The 18,558-nt window shown below is 36.6% G+C and carries 16 protein-coding genes; 15 read left to right on the top strand and 1 reads right to left on the bottom strand.

Going from position 1 to position 18,558, the window contains the following annotated elements; all coding sequences use genetic code 11:
- Nucleotides 1-2: 2 nt before the first annotated feature.
- On the bottom strand, nucleotides 3-1,202 hold the full coding sequence (locus HXY53_08625; protein ID NWF76610.1) for an acetylornithine transaminase: 1,200 nt from the start codon (nucleotides 1,200-1,202) through the stop codon (nucleotides 3-5).
- Between the two features lie 248 nt (nucleotides 1,203-1,450).
- Here HXY53_08625 and HXY53_08620 point away from each other — a divergent pair, with 248 nt between their 5' ends.
- The 15 genes from HXY53_08620 to HXY53_08550 form a co-directional block, all read left to right on the top strand.
- Entirely contained in the window at nucleotides 1,451-1,912 is a 462-nt protein-coding gene (locus tag HXY53_08620; protein ID NWF76609.1) for an NAD(P)H-dependent oxidoreductase subunit E, read from the top strand.
- Nucleotides 1,912-3,690, top strand: coding sequence for an NADH-quinone oxidoreductase subunit NuoF (locus HXY53_08615; GenBank protein NWF76608.1), 1,779 nt, complete (start codon nucleotides 1,912-1,914; stop codon nucleotides 3,688-3,690). Before HXY53_08620 ends, HXY53_08615 begins: the two co-directional genes overlap by 1 nt.
- Nucleotides 3,691-3,850: 160 nt before the next feature.
- Nucleotides 3,851-6,583, top strand: coding sequence for a formate dehydrogenase subunit alpha (gene fdhF, locus HXY53_08610; GenBank protein NWF76607.1), 2,733 nt, complete (start codon nucleotides 3,851-3,853; stop codon nucleotides 6,581-6,583).
- 18 nt (nucleotides 6,584-6,601) lie between these two features.
- On the top strand, nucleotides 6,602-7,057 hold the full coding sequence (locus HXY53_08605; protein ID NWF76606.1) for a cyclic nucleotide-binding domain-containing protein: 456 nt from the start codon (nucleotides 6,602-6,604) through the stop codon (nucleotides 7,055-7,057).
- Nucleotides 7,058-7,195: 138 nt separating this feature from the next.
- A complete protein-coding gene (locus HXY53_08600) occupies nucleotides 7,196-8,968 on the top strand; it encodes a formate--tetrahydrofolate ligase (GenBank protein NWF76605.1) in 1,773 nt (590 codons plus the stop codon).
- A 237-nt stretch (nucleotides 8,969-9,205) separates the two neighbouring features.
- Nucleotides 9,206-10,138, top strand: a complete 933-nt coding sequence (locus tag HXY53_08595; protein NWF76604.1) for a histone deacetylase — start codon at nucleotides 9,206-9,208, stop codon at nucleotides 10,136-10,138.
- 61 nt (nucleotides 10,139-10,199) lie between these two features.
- On the top strand, nucleotides 10,200-11,519 hold the full coding sequence (locus HXY53_08590) for a nodulation protein NfeD (protein ID NWF76603.1): 1,320 nt from the start codon (nucleotides 10,200-10,202) through the stop codon (nucleotides 11,517-11,519).
- 19 nt (nucleotides 11,520-11,538) lie between these two features.
- Entirely contained in the window at nucleotides 11,539-12,321 is a 783-nt protein-coding gene (locus HXY53_08585) for a slipin family protein (GenBank protein ID NWF76602.1), read from the top strand.
- A gap of 76 nt (nucleotides 12,322-12,397) precedes the next feature.
- Nucleotides 12,398-13,678: a class I SAM-dependent methyltransferase gene (locus HXY53_08580; protein ID NWF76601.1), complete on the top strand. Its 1,281-nt coding sequence runs from the start codon at nucleotides 12,398-12,400 to the stop codon at nucleotides 13,676-13,678.
- 112 nt (nucleotides 13,679-13,790) lie between these two features.
- Nucleotides 13,791-15,026, top strand: a complete 1,236-nt coding sequence (locus HXY53_08575) for a beta-ketoacyl-[acyl-carrier-protein] synthase family protein (protein NWF76600.1) — start codon at nucleotides 13,791-13,793, stop codon at nucleotides 15,024-15,026.
- A 1-nt stretch (nucleotide 15,027) separates the two neighbouring features.
- Entirely contained in the window at nucleotides 15,028-15,495 is a 468-nt protein-coding gene (gene fabZ, locus HXY53_08570; GenBank protein NWF76599.1) for a 3-hydroxyacyl-ACP dehydratase FabZ, read from the top strand.
- Nucleotides 15,485-16,342, top strand: coding sequence for a methyltransferase domain-containing protein (locus HXY53_08565; protein NWF76598.1), 858 nt, complete (start codon nucleotides 15,485-15,487; stop codon nucleotides 16,340-16,342). Before fabZ ends, HXY53_08565 begins: the two co-directional genes overlap by 11 nt.
- A gap of 9 nt (nucleotides 16,343-16,351) precedes the next feature.
- On the top strand, nucleotides 16,352-17,587 hold the full coding sequence (locus tag HXY53_08560) for a beta-ketoacyl-[acyl-carrier-protein] synthase family protein (GenBank protein NWF76597.1): 1,236 nt from the start codon (nucleotides 16,352-16,354) through the stop codon (nucleotides 17,585-17,587).
- Nucleotides 17,588-17,830, top strand: a complete 243-nt coding sequence (locus HXY53_08555; protein ID NWF76596.1) for an acyl carrier protein — start codon at nucleotides 17,588-17,590, stop codon at nucleotides 17,828-17,830.
- A 64-nt stretch (nucleotides 17,831-17,894) separates the two neighbouring features.
- Nucleotides 17,895-18,558 (top strand): hypothetical protein (locus HXY53_08550; protein ID NWF76595.1); only part of this gene is annotated, 664 nt, incomplete at its 3' end.

Raw genomic sequence — 18,558 nt, 5'->3', positions numbered from 1 at the left:
TATTAAGTCAATTTCGATAAAATATCGCGCAGAACTTCTACAAGAAGATCAATATCTTTTCGCTGTATGATTAAAGGAGGAACAAAGCGTAAAACATTCCCCATTGTGCAGTTAATGAGTATCCCCTTATTAAGACATGCATTTACGATTGTATCACACTCCCTTGTCAGTTCTACACCTATGATAAGTCCAATGCCCCTTATCTCTTTAATAAAATATGGAAATTCGGCCTTTAATTGTTCAAGCTTTTCAAAAAAGTATTTACTCATTCTGTTACATTGATCCAGTATGAATCCATCTTCAAGGAGTGTTTCAATTGTTGCTACTGCCGCAGCGCACACGAGTGGATTACCACCAAACGTTGTTGCATGATTACCTGGTTTAAAAGCAGAAGCAATCTCATCAGTTGTTAACATTGCTCCAATTGGAACTCCGTTACCGAGTCCTTTTGCTATAGTCATAATATCTGGAACAACATCGAAATGCTCATATGCAAATAGTTTTCCTGTTCTACCCATTCCGGTCTGAACTTCATCAAGAATAAGAAGTGCATTATAATTTTTACATAAATTCTTTACTTCTTTGAGATAGTTTTTATCAGGCATTCTTACACCACCCTCACCTTGTATGGGCTCAAGAATAACCGCACATGTATTATTCGTGATTGTCTTTTTAAGGTTCTCAATATCATTAAACTCAACATAATCAAACCCTGGAACTAACGGTTCAAATCCTGCTTGAAATTTCTCCTGTCCTGTAGCAGACATTGCTCCAAAAGTTCTTCCATGAAATGAATTTTTTGCTGCTATTATATGATATTTTTCATAGCTATAATTTTCTTTTGCATATTTTCTCGCAAGTTTTATTGCTGCCTCGTTCGCTTCTGCTCCTGAATTACAAAAAAATACTTTATCTGCAAAAGAATGCTCAACAAGTAACTTTGCAAGTTTAATCTGTGGTTCAATATGATAGTAATTTGATATGTGTATAAGTCTCTGCGCTTGTTTCTGTATAGCAACGACAACCCTCGGATTACAATGGCCCAGTATATTTACTGCAACACCCGCTACAAAATCAAGATATTCTTTTCCATCAGAACTCCACACTTTCATACCCCTGCCCTTTCTCAGGACAACAGGATATCTTTTGTATGTGTTCATTATATAACGATTTGATTCCTCGAATAATTTTTTATATTCCATGCTTGTGATAATAACGGAAAATATTGCTAAAAATCAAACATTCCCTTTCATGTTAGTTATCCATGTCCATAAAAAATTTATGTTTTTTCGGATAACAAATAATCAGTATACTAAGGTATCGACCCTGATATATATTAAAACATTATTTTAATTGCATTATTAGGGGTAAATACTCGGGATTATAAAAAACTATTGACTTTGTTACAACATTATGCTAATAGTTTCTATTTTTACGTATTAAATTAAAAATGAATGATATCTATAAAAAAATATTAGAAAACTTTGAAAAAAATGATGGTAATATTATAACTATTCTTCAGGATATTGAGGAACATTTTGGTTATATCCCCCAAGAAGCAGTTTACTGGTTTTCAAAAAAGCTTGATATTCCAGCCAGTCGTTTTTTTGGAACAGCCACTTTTTACTCACAGTTCCATCTTAAACCGAGAGGTAAAAATGTAATTACCATATGTCGTGGAACAGCTTGTCATGTTAGGGGGTCTGAAAGATTAATAAACAGGATTTTTATGGAGCTCGATATTCCAGAAGGCGAAAATACTTCTGATGATCTTAAATTTACAGTTGAAAAGGTTAATTGTATCGGCGCATGTGGGATTGCCCCTGTAATGATTTTCAATAAGGACGTTCATGGCAAGATGACTCTGGACAAAATGATAAAAGAATTAAATAAATTGAAAAAAACAGATTAATGAAAAGAAATATAGAAATAAAAGTATGCACTGGCACAGGCGGAATCGCTGCCGGCGGGCAAGAGGTTCTATCAAGATTCAAATCTCTTTTCTCTTCTTATAATATCGAAGCTAATTTTAAAGACCATTGCTCAATTCATAAAGTTGGCTGCAGGGGTTTCTGTTCAAAAGATGTCCTTGTAGATATTTTAATAAATGGAGAAAAAACTACATATAAACTTGTAAAACCTGAGATGGTTCAAAGAATATTTGATGAACATATTATAAAAGGAACACCGGTTATGGAATGGGTTACTGGTGAAGAATATCGTTCGTTCCACGATAAACAGACTAAATTGGTGCTTTCTCACTGCGGTGAAATAGACCCGGAAAGCATTAATGCCTATATTGCAGTCGGAGGTTATCGAGCAGCAGAGAAAGCCTTTACCTCTATGAGTTCAAAAGAGATCGTAGAAGTAATAAAAGAATCTAATTTAAGAGGAAGAGGAGGCGCCGGTTTCCCTACAGGTATTAAATGGGAACTTGGATTAAATATAAACTCTGACATCAAATATGTTATCTGTAATGGAGACGAAGGAGATCCCGGCGCATTTATGGACAGAGCTGTAATGGAAGGGGATCCTCATTCTGTTATTGAGGGCATGATTATCTGTGCAAAGGCTACGGAATCCTCCAAAGGTTATATATATGTCCGCGCTGAATATCCTCTGGCAGTAAAACGACTTCAACTTGCTATAGATCAGTGTTATTCCGAGGGCTTTCTCGGACAGAATATATTCGGAACAGGTTTTAATTTCGATTTGAAAATATTTCAAGGGGCTGGTGCCTTTGTCTGTGGAGAAGCAACCGCTCTGATGCGTTCTATCGAGGGCAAACGTGGAATGCCAACCCCTAAGCTATGGCGAACGGCTGAAAAGGGGCTGTGGGGAAAACCAACGGTTTTGAATAATGTTGAAACTTTTGCTAATGTTCCTAAAATTATCTTGAAAGGTGCCGACTGGTTTAAAAATCTTGGAACTGAAAGGAGCGGCGGGACTAAAGTCTTTTCATTAACAGGAAAGATAAAGAATGCTGGATTGATTGAGGTGCCTTTAGGAATCTCCCTGAGGGAAATAATTTATGATATTGGCGGAGGGATTGAAGGTGGCAAGTCTTTAAAAGCAGTGCAAACAGGAGGGCCTTCGGGAGGATGTATACCTGCAGATCTTCTTGATATCGAAGTAGATTACGAATCACTTGCACAAGTTGGTTCAATAATGGGTTCAGGTGGGATGGTCGTTCTCGACGAAACAAGTTGTATGGTTAATACAGCAAAGTTTTTTCTTGAATTTACACAGGCAGAATCCTGTGGTAAATGCGTGCCTTGTAGGATTGGAACAAAAAGGATGCTTGAAATATTGGAAAGAATTACTAATGGCAATGGCAAAGAAGGTGATATAGAACTTCTCGAAGATCTGGGTACTCATATAAGGGCAACTTCTCTTTGTGGTCTCGGAATGACTGCTCCTAACCCTGTGTTGAGTACTATCAAATATTTCAGGGACGAATACGAAGCTCATATCAGAGACAAAAAATGTCCTGCAGCAGTCTGCAGAGATTTGATTACATATTACATAAATGAAGACTTATGTACAGGTTGCGGAGCATGCAAAAGGGTATGTCCTGCTGATGCAATCAGAGGTGTGCGAAAATCTCCACATAAAATAGACACTGACATATGCATTAAATGCGGGACATGTTTTGATGTATGCAAGTTTAAGGCAATTACGAAATCGTGAACCGTGAACTGTAAGAATAGTAGTCTTTTGATATATTCGGGAATTTTTTCATTCCTGTGGAAGCAGGAATTTAGAATCTATAAAAATGGGTTCCGGCTTAAGGACTGCCGAATTATAAGGAGCAAACATTAATAAATAGACAATATTTGTAAAGAGGAATATGGTAACACTAAAAATAGACGGCAAAACAGTAACTGTGAGGAAACTTTCCACAATTCTCGATGCTATAAGGAAACTCGATATTCCTATTCCTACTCTGTGTCACCATCCTGCCCTTTCGCCTTATGGGGGATGTAGACTTTGTTTAGTCGAGGTAAATGGAATCGCTAAACCAGTTGCCTCCTGCACAACTTTTGCAAAAGATGGCATGATAGTTAAAACAACAAGCCCTACACTTGAAAAATTAAGAAAAACAACTCTTGAATTAATCCTTTCTGACCATCCTAAAGATTGCATGGTGTGTGAAAGGTCAGGAGATTGTAAACTTCAGGAATTAGCTTATTTTTATGGTTTAAGAGAAAACAGATTTGAGGGTCAAAGAAGAATTTATACAAAAAGGGATGCAAATCCTTTTATAGAAAGAGATATGGAAAAATGCATTCTGTGCGGGCAGTGTGTCCGTATTTGTGAAGAAGTTCAGGGGGTAAGCGCTATTGATTTTGCATATAGAGGGCTCAATACAAAAATTGCTCCTCCGTTTGATAAAGATCTTAAGTGTGAATTTTGTGGTCAATGTGTTGCAGTATGTCCTACAGGAGCCCTTACCGGTAAGATGTGGGCTAACAAAGGAAGACAGAATTTTAAAGAAGTTGAAACCATATGTCCTTATTGTGGATGTGGATGCAATATAACTTTGTATATCCACAGGAATGAAATCATAAGGGTATCATCAAGAGAAAACACTATTAATGAGGGATGGCTCTGTGCAAAGGGTAGATTTGGCTATGGGTTTGTCAACAGTCCTGAAAGACTTACAAAACCTCTCATTAGAATAGCCCCAAAAGAGAATCCGAATGGGGAGGTAATCACCTCACATTTCACAACTCACACCTCACTCTTTAGAGAGGTATCATGGGACGAAGCCTTCGAATACGTTTCAAAAAGGCTTAGAGAGATAAAAGAGAATTATGGGCCTGACGCAATAGGTGGCCTCGCTTCAGCCCGATGCACAAATGAAGAAAACTACCTATTTCAGAAGTTCATGAGAGCTGTAATCGGAACGAATAATGTTGACCATTGTGCGAGGTACTGACATAGTTCCTCAGTTGCCGGGCTGGCAACTGTATTTGGTTCAGGAGCAATGACAAATTCGATTCCTGAAATTGAGGGTCATGATGTAATCTTTGTTATAGGTTCGAACACAACTGAAACACATCCAATTATAGGACTGAAAATGAAGAAGGCTATTAGAAAAGGAGCGGAACTTATTGTTGCTGACCCAAGAAAAATCGACCTTGTAAGATTCTCAACATTATGGTTACAGCATAGGCCTGGAACTGATGTTGCGCTTATAAATTCAATAATGCACGTAATGATTAAAGAAGATTTAATTGATAAAAAGTTCATAGAAGAACGGACTGATGGTTTCGAAAGTTTTAAAGAATCTCTTAATCATTTTACTCCTGAAGAAGGCGAAAGAATCACAGGAGTTCCTAAAGAAAAAATTATAAAGGCAGCACTTCTTTATGGAAATGCAGTGAGGCCTGGAATTTATTATACAATGGGGATTACCCAACACACCCATGGAACAGAAAATGTATTTACAATAGCTAATCTTGCTTTAATAAGCGGTAATCTTGGAAGAGAAAGCACAGGCGTCAATCCACTCAGAGGTCAGAATAATGTCCAGGGAGCAACCGATATGGGTTGTATCCCTGATTTTTATACAGGTTACCAAAGAGTAAATATCCATGGTGTAAGAACTAAATTTGAAAAAGCATGGGGAGTAAATCTTTCCGGCAAGGTCGGCCTTACTGCTACTGAGATGATAAAAGAAGCGATTCTCGGAAATATAAAAGCGATGTATATCATGGGAGAAAATCCAGCTCTTAGCGACCCTGATTTGAATCATACATTGAAGGCGTTAAATAATCTTGACTTTCTTGTTGTCCAGGACATATTTATGACCGAAACGGCAGCTCTTGCTGATGTCATACTTCCATCTGCATGTTTTGCGGAAAAAGACGGGACATTTACGAATACAGAGAGAAGGGTTCAACGCGTCAGAAAGGCAATTGATCCGCCGGGTGAATCTAAAGATGATGCAAACATTATTATAGAATTAGCTAAGAGATTTGGATATAAAATGAACTATACAATCATTGAAGAAGTCTTTCGTGAAGCAGCAGAACTCTGGCCAGCTTTAGCTGGTATAACATATGGAAGAATTTCCCAAAAAGGCATTCAATGGCCATGCCCTACTCTTGATCATCCAGGAACACCATATCTGTTCAAAGGTGGTTTTCCGAGAGGGAAAGCTGTTTTTACAATTGTTAATTATAGACCATCTGAAGAACTACCTGATGAAGAATATCCGTTCTATCTATCGACAGGAAGACAGCTTTTCCAGTATCATACAGGTACTATGACAAGAAAGATCCACGCTATTAATGCTATATCTCCCGATGCGTACATAGAAATACATCCTGAAGATGCTTCCAATATTGGCGTATTTGATGGAGACATGGTAAGAGTGTCTTCAAGAAGGGGACATATTGATATCAGAGTTTATACAACAGATCGCTTATTAAAAGGCACTGTTTTTATACCCTTCCATTTCAAAGAAGCAGCGGCAAATATTCTCACAAATAATGCTCTCGACCCAATCGCAAAAATACCAGAATTGAAAGTTTGTGCAGTTAAGATAGAGGCAATTAAAAATTTTAGTGTTTAATAACGGAGGAGGTCATTTATGATTAAAACAGATATTTTAAAACAGCAGATATTGTTACAAGATGTAAACGGCGTAACTCTTAACAAGATATCTAAAATGTTAAAGAAGATATCATTTAAAAAAGGTGAACAAGTCTTTAAAGAAAAAGACGACACAAAAGGATTATGGCTAATACACAGTGGCAAGGTTGAGATTTCAAGGGTTACAGCAGATGGCTGGAGGCAAACACTCGTTGTTCTGACTACAGGTCATTTTTTTGGAGAATTGTCCATTCTCGAAAATCGAAAACATGTAGCAACCGCCGTAGCCATTGAAGACTCGGAACTGCTTTTGCTTCCCAAAGAAGATTTTGAGAGATTAATGGAAGAAGACTGTGCTATGGCACTTAATATTGTTAAGAGAATTGCTATCGTGATGAGTAAGAATTTAAGAAGAATGAATGATAAATTCCTGAGTGCTTTAATTAGCTATTAATACATAAACAATAGGCGTCACTGCATTAGTCGCTGGTCATCAGTAAAAATGGAATTTTGTAACTATCGTTATATCTAATCAGTAACAAATGACTGTTGACTAATGACACCAATCTATTAAGAAAGGAGGATTTTTAACATGCTATTGGACCCTACAAAAAATGCAGATTGGGAAATTGCTGAAGCAGCGGAGAAAACCATGAAGACCTCTTTGCAATTGGCTGAGGAATTGGGGATTGAAACGGATGAACTTATACCTCATGGACACTATATTGCAAAAGTAAATTATTCAAAAGTGCTCGATCGATTAAAAAATAAGCCAGATGGTAAATTTATCGAAGTAACAGCGATTACCCCTACCCCTTTAGGTGAGGGAAAATCAACAACTACCCTCGGTCTTTTACAAGGATTGGGTAAACGTAAAAAGAAAGTTACCGCAGCTATACGCCAACCATCAGGCGGTCCAACTATGAATATTAAAGGTTCTGCTGCAGGCGGTGGTTTATCACAATGTATTCCTCTCACAGAATTTTCTCTTGGTCTTACCGGTGACATCAACGCTGTTATGAATGCCCATAACCTTGCTATGGTTGCTCTGACAGCAAGAATGCAACATGAATTCAATTACACAGATGAACAACTCTCAAAAAGAAATTTGAAGCGCCTAAATATTGATCCTAAAAACATTGAAATGGGATGGGTTATTGATTATTGTGCGCAAGCTCTCCGTAATATCATTATAGGGATTGGTGGTAAAATGGATGGTTTCATGATGCCATCTAAATTCGGCATTGCAGTTTCGTCTGAAGTAATGGCTATATTGTCTATATTCAGTGACCTTGCAGATTTTCGCAAAAGAATAGGTGGTATTGTAGTTGCATATGATAAACAAGGAAATCCAATTACAACAGAAGATCTGGAAGTTGCAGGAGCAATGACAGCATGGATGCGAGATGCTATAAATCCAAATTTACTCCAGTCATTGGAAGGCCAGCCGTGTTTTGTACATGCAGGGCCTTTTGCAAATATTGCTGTCGGTCAATCTTCCGTTGTTGCAGATAAGATGTGTCTTAAATTGTCTGACTATCATATTACAGAATCAGGTTTTGGTGCAGATATCGGTTTTGAAAAATTCTGGAATGTAAAATGTCGTTATTCAGGCAATATTCCTAATGTATCTGTAATCACCGCAACAATAAGGGCATTGAAACATCATGGTGTTAATGCAGGAGCACCACCTGTAATCCCAGGTAGACCTATTCCAAAGGAATATTTTGAGGAAAATCTCAAATGGCTTGAAGATGGAATGTCAAATGTAATTCATCATATTAATACAGTGAAAAAGGCAGGCATAAATCCTGTTGTCTGTATAAACAGGTTCCACACTGATACAGATGAAGAGGTTAAATTAACGAAGAGGATGTGTGAGGCTGCAGGTGCACGTGTTGCTGTATCACAGCACTGGCAATATGGAGGTGAAGGTGCTCTCGAGCTGGCTGATGCAGTCATTGATGCCTGTAATGATAGGGTTGATTTTAAATTCCTCTATGATCTTGAAACCCCTATACGGAAAAGAATTGAACTAATAGCTAAAGAGGTTTATGGTGCAAACGGTGTTAGTTACTCACCTGAGGCAACAGCTAAAGCTGAAAGGTTTGAAAAGGATCCAAAATTCAGAGATTATGCTACAATGATGGTAAAAACTCACCTATCCCTTTCTCATGACCCTACAATTAAAGGGGTACCAAAAGGATGGACACTTCACATTCGTGATTTTCTTATTTATGGTGGGGCAAGGTTCATCTGTCCTGTAGCTGGAAATATCAGTCTTATGCCAGGAACAAGTTCAGACCCTGCATTTCGTCGAGTGGATGTGGATGTAAAAACAGGTAAAGTTAAAGGTTTATTTTAATTGTTGTTTGTTTTAAGTAGATTAATCAAAATGGTGATTAATCATCTACCCTTTGTTTAATGAGAAACCCTGCGGTAAAACCACAGGGTTTCTAAATTATGTAAATATCCTGAAATGCGTCTTAATACCCTGTATCAAGTACGGGATAAACTCAGCAGGAAACCAGAAAAACTGGTTTTCACATAAAGCGTAGAATGACAGAAATATGGAGACCCTATAGCAAATGTCAGGTTTAAAATGAAAAAAGTTGGTTTTATATATGATGATATATTTCTTAAGCATAAAATGCCACCTGGGCATCCTGAATCTTCTCAGAGATTAACAGTAATCCTCGAAACACTCCAGAAATCTATTTTATGGAATAAGCTAATTCATCTAAAACCCTGTCCTGCAAAAGAAAATGATATTCTTGAAGTTCATACAAAAAAATATTTCGATAACATAAAATCCTTTACGGGATTTTACGATTCGGATACATATATATCAGAGCATACATTCGAAGTATCACTTTACGCTGCTGGCGCCATTATAGAAGCTCTTGAAAAAACTAAACAGGGAATAATAGAAAGGGCATTCTGTGCAGTTAGACCTCCTGGGCATCATGCTGAGAAAGATAGTGCAATGGGTTTTTGTATATTCAATAATGTTGCTATTGGTGCAAGATATGCACAAAAAATTGGCTATAAAAAGATATTTATTGTTGACTTTGATGTGCATCATGGAAATGGAACACAGCATATATTTGAAGAAGATGACACAATATTTTATTTCAGCACACACCAATATCCTCATTATCCAGGCACAGGTACTGATTCAGAAAGAGGGGTTGGCAAGGGTAAGGGATTTACATATAATATACCTTTACAAGCAGGCTCTGGAGATAAAGACTTTTTTCATTGTTATAATGATATATTACCAAACCTCGTAATGAAATTTAATCCTGATATTATTCTCGTATCTGCTGGATATGATATTCTTTCGAGTGATCCTCTCTCTGGAATTTATGTTTCTAATGAAGGAATAAGAAATATTGTAAGAAGTATTATTTCATGTCAAAAGTTAGTACGACATACAATCCCGCCCATTATTTTTACCCTCGAGGGTGGATATAATCTTAAAGCACTAAGTGAATCTGTATTAATAACACTTTTTGAACTGCTTGAAATTTAACGATTTTATATATTTTAATAGCTTGTTGAAATTCCTTTTTATTAAAACTATAATTTGAAATATGATATATACCCCCTTTTGTTTAAAGAAAAAAATTATATTTTCATGGAGTATTATTTTAATTTTTCTACTCTATTCAATTTTTTCTATATCATATTCACAAGAAACAAAAAAAGAAGTTATGGTAATAACTATTCAGAGCGTAATAAATCCAGTTGTTGCTGAATTCATTACAAAACAAATAAAAAAAGCAAATGAAAGAAAAGTGGAAGCTTTCATTATTGAATTAGATACTCCGGGTGGATTAGATACTTCTATGAGAAATATTGTGAAAGATATAATTGGCAGTGAAATACCAGTAATAGTATATGTCTCACCAAGTGGAAGCAGGGCAGCTTCAGCAGGTGTCTTTATAACTCTGGCATCACATATTGCAGCAATGGCTCCAGGAACAAATATAGGGGCTGCTCATCCTGTAGGTATCGGTGAAAAAATGGATAAAACAATGGCAGAAAAAGCAACAAACGATGCGGCTGCATACATAAAATCTATTGCTGAGAAAAGAGCAAGAAATATTCAATGGGCAGAAGATGCTGTCAGAAAAAGCATTTCTGCTACAGAAACAGAGGCCCTTAATCTTCATGTAATTGATTTAATATCAAAGAATATCAATTCTTTACTTGACGAAATCCATGGTAAAAAAGTTCAAACAATTCTCGGGGAAAAAGTGCTAAATACCAAAAATGCTGTTGTAATACGTGAAAACATGAGCATCAGACACAAAATACTGGGGCTGATATCTGATCCTAATATTGCTTATATATTAATGCTCCTTGGTTTTTATGGTCTATTTTTTGAGCTAACAAACCCAGGTTCAATTTTTCCTGGAGTGATAGGAGGGATATGCCTGATACTCGCCTTCTATTCTTTTCAGACCCTTCCTGTAAATTATGCAGGCTTGTTATTAATCATTCTTTCCATTATCATGTTTATATTGGAAGTAAAAATCATATCACATGGCATATTAACGATAGGTGGAATAATTTCAATGATACTTGGTTCAATCATGTTATTTGAATCACCAGCACCGTTCATGAAACTTTCCTTTTACATCATACTTCCAGCAGTAATCATAACTGCCTTATTTTTTACACTAACATTCAGCCTTGCATTTAAGGCATATAAAAGAAAACCTGTAACAGGGTTAGAGGGTCTAATGGGAGAAAAAGGTATTGCGGTTACCAATATTACAAAAGAAGGAGGAATGGTATTATTACACGGAGAACGATGGTCAGCTTTTTCAGATGAACCTATAACAAAAGGGGAAAAGATAGTTATAGAATCTATCGAAGGTTTAACTGTTAAGGTAAAAAAACTATAGTTTAAGAAAGGAGTTTATCATGCCTTTTATTGCACCATCTTTTATGGGTTTCCTCTTGATAATATTCTTAATTATATATTTCCTTTCAAGTGCTATCAAAATTCTAAGGGAATATGAAAGAGGAGTTGTCTTCAGGCTTGGCAGGGTGATACCAGTTAAAGGTCCTGGCCTTGTCATAATTTGGCCGATAATCGACAAACTCGTTAAAGTCAGTCTAAGGACGGTAACTATGGATGTGCCACCTCAGGACGTAATAACAAAAGATAATATAACTGTTAAAGTTAATGCAGTTATCTATTTCCGTGTAATGGATCCTATAAAAGCCATCACTGAGGTCGAAGATTTCTATTTTGCTACTTCACAGATTTCTCAAACAACACTCAGGAGCATACTCGGACAGAGCCAGCTTGACGATCTTCTGACTAAAAGAGAGGAAGTCAATGCAGAGCTTCAAAAGGTTATCGATTTCCAGACCGAGCCATGGGGTATAAAAGTAACTGCGGTCGAAGTAAAAAATGTTGATCTCCCAACTGAAATGTTAAGAGCGATTGCTAAACAGGCAGAAGCCGAACGTGAAAGAAGGGCAAAGGTTATCCATGCTGAAGGTGAATTCCAGGCTGCGCAAAAACTCACAGAGGCTGCAAATATTATTGCAACTTCACCCTCGGCATTACAGCTTAGATTTCTGCAGACTTTGACAGAAATTGCAACAGAGAAAAACTCAACGATAATCTTCCCTGTCCCGATAGATCTTGTAAAACCTTTTTTAGATAAATTTGGGAAAGGGAGCAAGACAGAATAGAATTGTTTAAATTATGGTTAAAAACATTTTGTCATTTTTATAAAACTATTTTTCTATAAAGAGGAGGTAAAACAGCATGGAAAATGTATTGAAAGCTCAGTATGAAAGGGTAAGGAGATTTGAAAGAAAACCGTTTACTCAATCTATTGATTATTCTTTCAGCTCAATTATTGACAGGAAACGCAAATGGCTAAAGGCACATGGCAGGTCTTTTGATATCAGTGAAAATGGTTTAGGTATTTACACAGACTATCCGTTAGAACCGGGGCATATTATCTGGTTTAATGAGGGCATAGAAGATAAAGCTGGTTTTGTAAAGTATTGTATTAAGTCTGATAATGGCTACCGGGTAGGAGTTGAACTGGACGGGAAACATGTTGATATTATCGATGAAGCGACAGAATTATTCAACAAACGACTCGAAGAAATAGAAAAAAAATGTCAAAACAAAAATGAAAATCCTCAGGACATTTTACAGGCTATAGAGGATGCTATTTCAGAGATAAGAAATGCATATATACACTTTGAAGAAAAAGTTAAAGACAGAAATATTATACGTGATGCTCAAATAAGATTCCGTGAAAAAACAAACCATATAATATCAAAAAGCTATTTCATGAACCGTGCACGAACATGGCCTCAGGGCTATCAAGGTGACTATAAAATGCTCGAAGGCATGTACAGGAATACCCCGTTATCCCAAGGACTTGGCTATTATCTGGATTTAGCTTTTCTAAGGGCTCCATTGACTGTAGCAGTAAGAAACAGAATAGAAAAACTAAGAACAATATTGAAAGATGAACTACTAATTAGAAATAATCCCGCTGTATTAAATATAGCGTGCGGGTCTTGCAGAGAAGTGTTTGAATTATCTTCCGAAATCGAAAGTTCATCTGCTAAATTTACATGCATTGATCTTGATAACGATGCTCTTGCTTTTGCTGCCAATCGTCTCTCATATACAAACATTTCTCCTCTATCATCAAAACAGGTTGTCCTTCGAAAATATAATGCACTCAGAATGTTCGACCACGAATTAAACATGAAAGAATTCGGGAAGCAGGATATTATTTACAGTGTTGGATTTTTTGATTATCTTGAAACCGAATTTCTAATAAGAATATTAAATTCCCTGTATCAACTTCTTAATTCAGGTGGCATTTTAATAGCAGCTTTTAAGGATGCAAATCGTTATATTGGCCCGGATTATCACTGGATTGTTGACTGGGACGGCTTCCTCCAGAGGAATGAAGAAGAATTCAGGAATATATTGACCATGGCTAATATACCTGATTCTGCAATATCAGAAAACCGTGATAACTCTGGTTTGATTGTATTTTATTTGATAAGAAAATAACTTTTTTTGTAGGGGTTAATTCAGCTATGTATAATTATACTATAATTCAAATAGTTAGCATCGTTTATTAAAGTATTTTATTAAATTTTAAATGATATAAAATTAAAAAGGAATGAACAAAAAAATTGTTATAACCGGTATTGGTGTTATTTCACCGATAGGAATTGGGAAAGACATTTACTGGGATAACCTGGTTCAAGGCAAAAAAGGATTTAGAACAATAAGCCTTTTTGATACATCTAATTTTAATGTTCATATAGCAGGGGAAATTAATGATTTTGATCCCATCACTTTCCTCGGTAAAAAAGATCTTCGCATTCTTGATAGAAGCACAACATTGATCTGCTCTGCAGCTAAGTTAGCGATTGAAGATGCAAATCTTTACATCTCAGAAGATAACACTCACTCTACCGGTGTCTCTATTGGAACAACTTTTGGAAGCCTTCACAGCATATCCCAGTTTGACCGTGTAAGTCTTATCGAAGGTCCTAAATATGTCAATCCATCTCATTTCCCCAATACAGTAATTAATTCCCCAGCAAGTCAGGTATCAATTCGTTTCAAAATAAAAGGCTTCAATACAACAATATCTACAGGTTTTTGTGCCAGTCTTGATGCTGTCTCTTATGCTTATGATTTTATAAATTTAGGTAGAGCGCATATCGTGCTTGCCGGAGGAGTTGAAGAATTATGCGAAGAGACATTTCTTACCTTTTACAAACTTGGATATTTATCTGGAACTGATGGGTCAGAACCTCTATGTTGCCCGTTCGATGCGAGAAGAAACGGTTTTATTCTTTCTGAAGGTGCTTCAGTACTTGTTCTTGAAGATGAAGAATATGCACTAAAAAGAGGCGCGAAAATACTTGCTTATGTGCTTGGTTATGGCAATTCTTTTGATCCTGAATCAGACAGCAATTTTAGTCATAAAGGAAAAGGTCTAATTAACGCAATTAACAATGCATTGAAAAGTGCATCTCTTTATCCGGACGACATAAATTATATTTCTGCAAGCGCAAACTCCGCTAAAGGACTTGATAGAATGGAAACAAAAGTTTTTAAGGAGGTTTTCGGAAAACAGATATACAAAATACCTATTAGTTCAATCAAATCAATGATAGGTGAATCATATTCTGCATCAGGAGCTTTATCTCTTGCTGCAGCAGTTTGTTCTCTACAAAAAGGTATCATCCCTCCTACAGTAAATTATTTAGAAAAAGATTCTGAATGCGATCTGGACTACGTGCCAAATATTGCGATAAGTAAAAAAATAAATAATATACTTTTAACCGCATCTGATTTCTATGGTAATAATACAGCAATCGTGCTTGGAAAGTATGGAGGCTAAAATGCAACTCGATTTTGAAGAGATAAAAAAACTTATCCCTCAGCGGTTTCCTTTTATCATGATTGATAAGATTTTGGATGTTAATCCTGGCAAAGAGGCCTTAGCAGTAAAGAATGTATCAGGAAATGACATATTCTTTCTTGGCCATTTTCCTGAAGTTGCAATTATGCCAGGTGTTGCTATAATTGAAGCTATGGCACAGACTGCTATAATTCTTTTTGCTGCAGGCACTAAGATAGAACCAAATGAAGAGAAATCTATCTATTTCCTCGGTTCTGTTAAGGCACGGTTTCATCATCCTGTTGTTCCAGGGGATCAGTTAAAAATTAAGGTGATGAATATCAAATCTTTATCGACCGGTGCATACGTGACCGCAGAGGCATTCGTTGGTGAAAAGAAAGTGGCAGAAGCAGAACTTATATTTAGCAAAAAAGAGAATGTTTTTGGGGGGAAAAGTCATGTTAAATGAAGAACAGGTCACAAAAAATATAATCAAAAGCTTTTCCGAAAATATAGGGTTCCCAGTTTATACAGCAGAAGAACTTGAAAAAATGTATAAGTCTTTCGGTGTTGATCCAAAAAGTCTCGATAGAAGGGTATTTGATACTGAAAGCATGTCACATCACCTGCAATCAGAAGTAATAAAGCTACTAAGAATGATGAAGATTGAGAAGGATGACTTCATACTGGATGCAGGATGCGGAAATGGCGCCCCAACAAGACTCATGGCAAAATTATATGGCTGCAGGATTATCGGATTCGATATCAATCCAAATCAAATTCAAAAGGCAATCGATTGTGACATTCTTGAGGGGGTTGATTTTTTAATAAAAAGGGACATTAAAGATGTTCACAAGATAGATTATTCTGAAAACACTTTTAACAAGATTTTTCACAACGAAACAATTTGTCATTGGATGAATAAAGAAGTCGCTCTGTCAGGTCTGTATAGAGTCTTAAAAAAGGGCGGAATAATGGGCTTCCACGACTGGGCAAGGGGTGATAGAGGTGACCTGAATGAGGCTGGAGGTGATTTTCCCGGAACGTATGCTGAAGGTGTGTGGTTCCAGCACACTATTCAGGAAACAAAAAGTTTACTGGAACAGGCTGGCTTTGTTGTTCTCCATACCGAAGACACGACTGACATTGTTGACCGCGGTCTTCGTGCTCGTCTGAGAGAACTGCAAATGTCTAAGGTATACTTAAAGGGTGCTTCAGAGGAATATTTTCATAAATCAATTCGATATTTTAAGGTTATGATTGAAACGCACTATAATTACCTCAGATACGGACGTTTTCTGTGTTTTAAAAAATAGCCAATATTTATGATGAATTATGCTGACAATCGTCGGATAGTTATAACTGGCCTGGGTGTCATTTCGTCAATTGGGAATGGCTGGAAAAATTTTTGGGACAGCCTCCTTGAAGGCCATTCCGGAATAAGTCCTGTCTTTTCTTTTGATACATCGAATCATTTCACTCACTACGGAGGTGAGATAAAAGATTTCGATCCTTTTAATTTTATTCCGGAACAGAAAGTTCATTTATACAGCAGAGCTTCACAGCTTGCTCTTACAGCTATGAAATTTGCAATCGAAGACTCAAAGCTCACAAATGATATCATCTCTAACATTAAGACAGGTACTTGTATCGGTACTACTTCTGGTTCTATACAAACAATTGAAAAAATAAATGACAGACTAATAAAAAATGATGCCGTTGAAAGTGAATTGTTTTTTCAGCTTCCAACACATACAACCCCTGCCATGATTGCCAGAGAACTAAATCTTAATGGTCCAAATTACATTTTCTCAACAGCCTGCGCAGCAGGAAATTATGCAATAGGATATGGATTTGATTTAATTCGTATGAAAAAAGCTGATATTGTATTTGCTGGTGCATCGGATCCTTTCTCAAGAATTTCATTTACAGGCTTTAATCAATTCAAAGCAGTTGCACCAGAAAAATGCCAACCATTCGATAAAAACAGAAAAGGGATGATGGTTGCAGAAGGTTCAGCCATACTTGTATTAGAATCTCTAACGCACGCTATCGAAAGAGGTGCTCCTATTTATGCCGAAATATTAGGTTATGGTTTGAGTTGTGATGCACAACATATGACCCAACCTTCTGTTGAAGGCCTTGTCCGGTGTATGCTAAGAGCATTGTCCGAATCTGGAATTCAGAGAGAGGATGTTGATTACATAAGCGCACACGGAACGGGAACTCCTACAAATGATAAAGCTGAATCTGCAGCAATAAAAGAGGTCTTTGGCTCAAGATATAAAGAAATTCCTGTGAGCTCAATAAAATCTATGATTGGTCATACTATGGGAGCAGCATCAGCACTTGAAGCAGTTTCATGTGCTCTGACAGTGAAGAACGATATTATACCGCCAACCATTAACTTTGAAACACCGGATCCTGAATGCGATATTGATTGTGTGCCAAACAAAGCAAGGGAACACAAAGTAACAATAGCCTTGAATAACTCTTTTGCATTCGGTGGGAATAATGCCTGTCTGGTTTTAAAAAAATTCATTTCGCAAGGAGAAAGATAAATGTTTGATACTTTAGAAAAGGAAATTATATCAATAATTTCAGAAGTCTCTGGGATGGAAGAAGTGGAAATCAAACCTGAATCGAATCTTGCTAAAGACTTGGAGATCGATTCTATTAAGGCTATTGAGATTATCGTAGCACTTGAGAAAAAGTTTAAGGTTTCTGTGCGTGACGAAGACATACCGCAGATTTCCACTGTAAAGCAAATTATAGACTTAGCAAAAGAATTGATTGTAAAATAGTAATAATGAATTTACTTTAAGCCAGTAAAAGTAATGCTTTTTACTTTAAGATATAGATAGGGCTATGGATCAGTATAAAAACAATTACATAGAACAAGAATTAACAAAAATAACGAATTTCTGGTTGTCTGTCGGACTTGTCTTGGGGGCATTTGTTATAACTTTTCTCAACATCCTTGACCGATTTGTTGATCCGGAAAATGCTACGAGGTTTTTGATTTACAGACTGATGTGTTCTTTCTTAATGCTCATACTGTATCTTTTTAACAGAAAACATGTGAACAAAAAATCACAAAATCTTATCATCATCTTCAGTACAGTCCTTACATCAGCTACAGTCGAGCTTATGATATTGTCCTCAGGAGGACACAAGTCAACCTATTACGCTGGCATCGTACTAACCCTTGTCTTTGTACTTGGTTTTATCCCGTGTTTTCTCAAAACAGCCTTGTTAATTGTTGCTATAGCTTATTCTATATATCTTGTTCCAATCATTCTTTTTGACAATATTTCGGATTTACATACTTTTATAAACAACAATGCGTTCTTATTATCGACAGCTTCAGTAACAACAGTTATACGATTTCTTAACCAGAAAAGACTGACAAGCGAGCTCAGCCTTCAATATGAACTCAATCAAGAAAAACAAAAACTTGAGCAATACTCTTCCCATCTTGAAGAATTGGTAAAGGAACGTACCAAAGAACTTTCTATATCTGAAAAGTGGC

Source organism: Nitrospirota bacterium (assembly GCA_013388455.1).
Classification (GTDB): domain Bacteria; phylum Nitrospirota; class Thermodesulfovibrionia; order Thermodesulfovibrionales; family SM23-35; genus JACAFF01.
The sequence above is the reverse complement of the archived record's forward strand: the minus strand, read 5'-3'. Positions and strand labels throughout refer to the sequence as shown.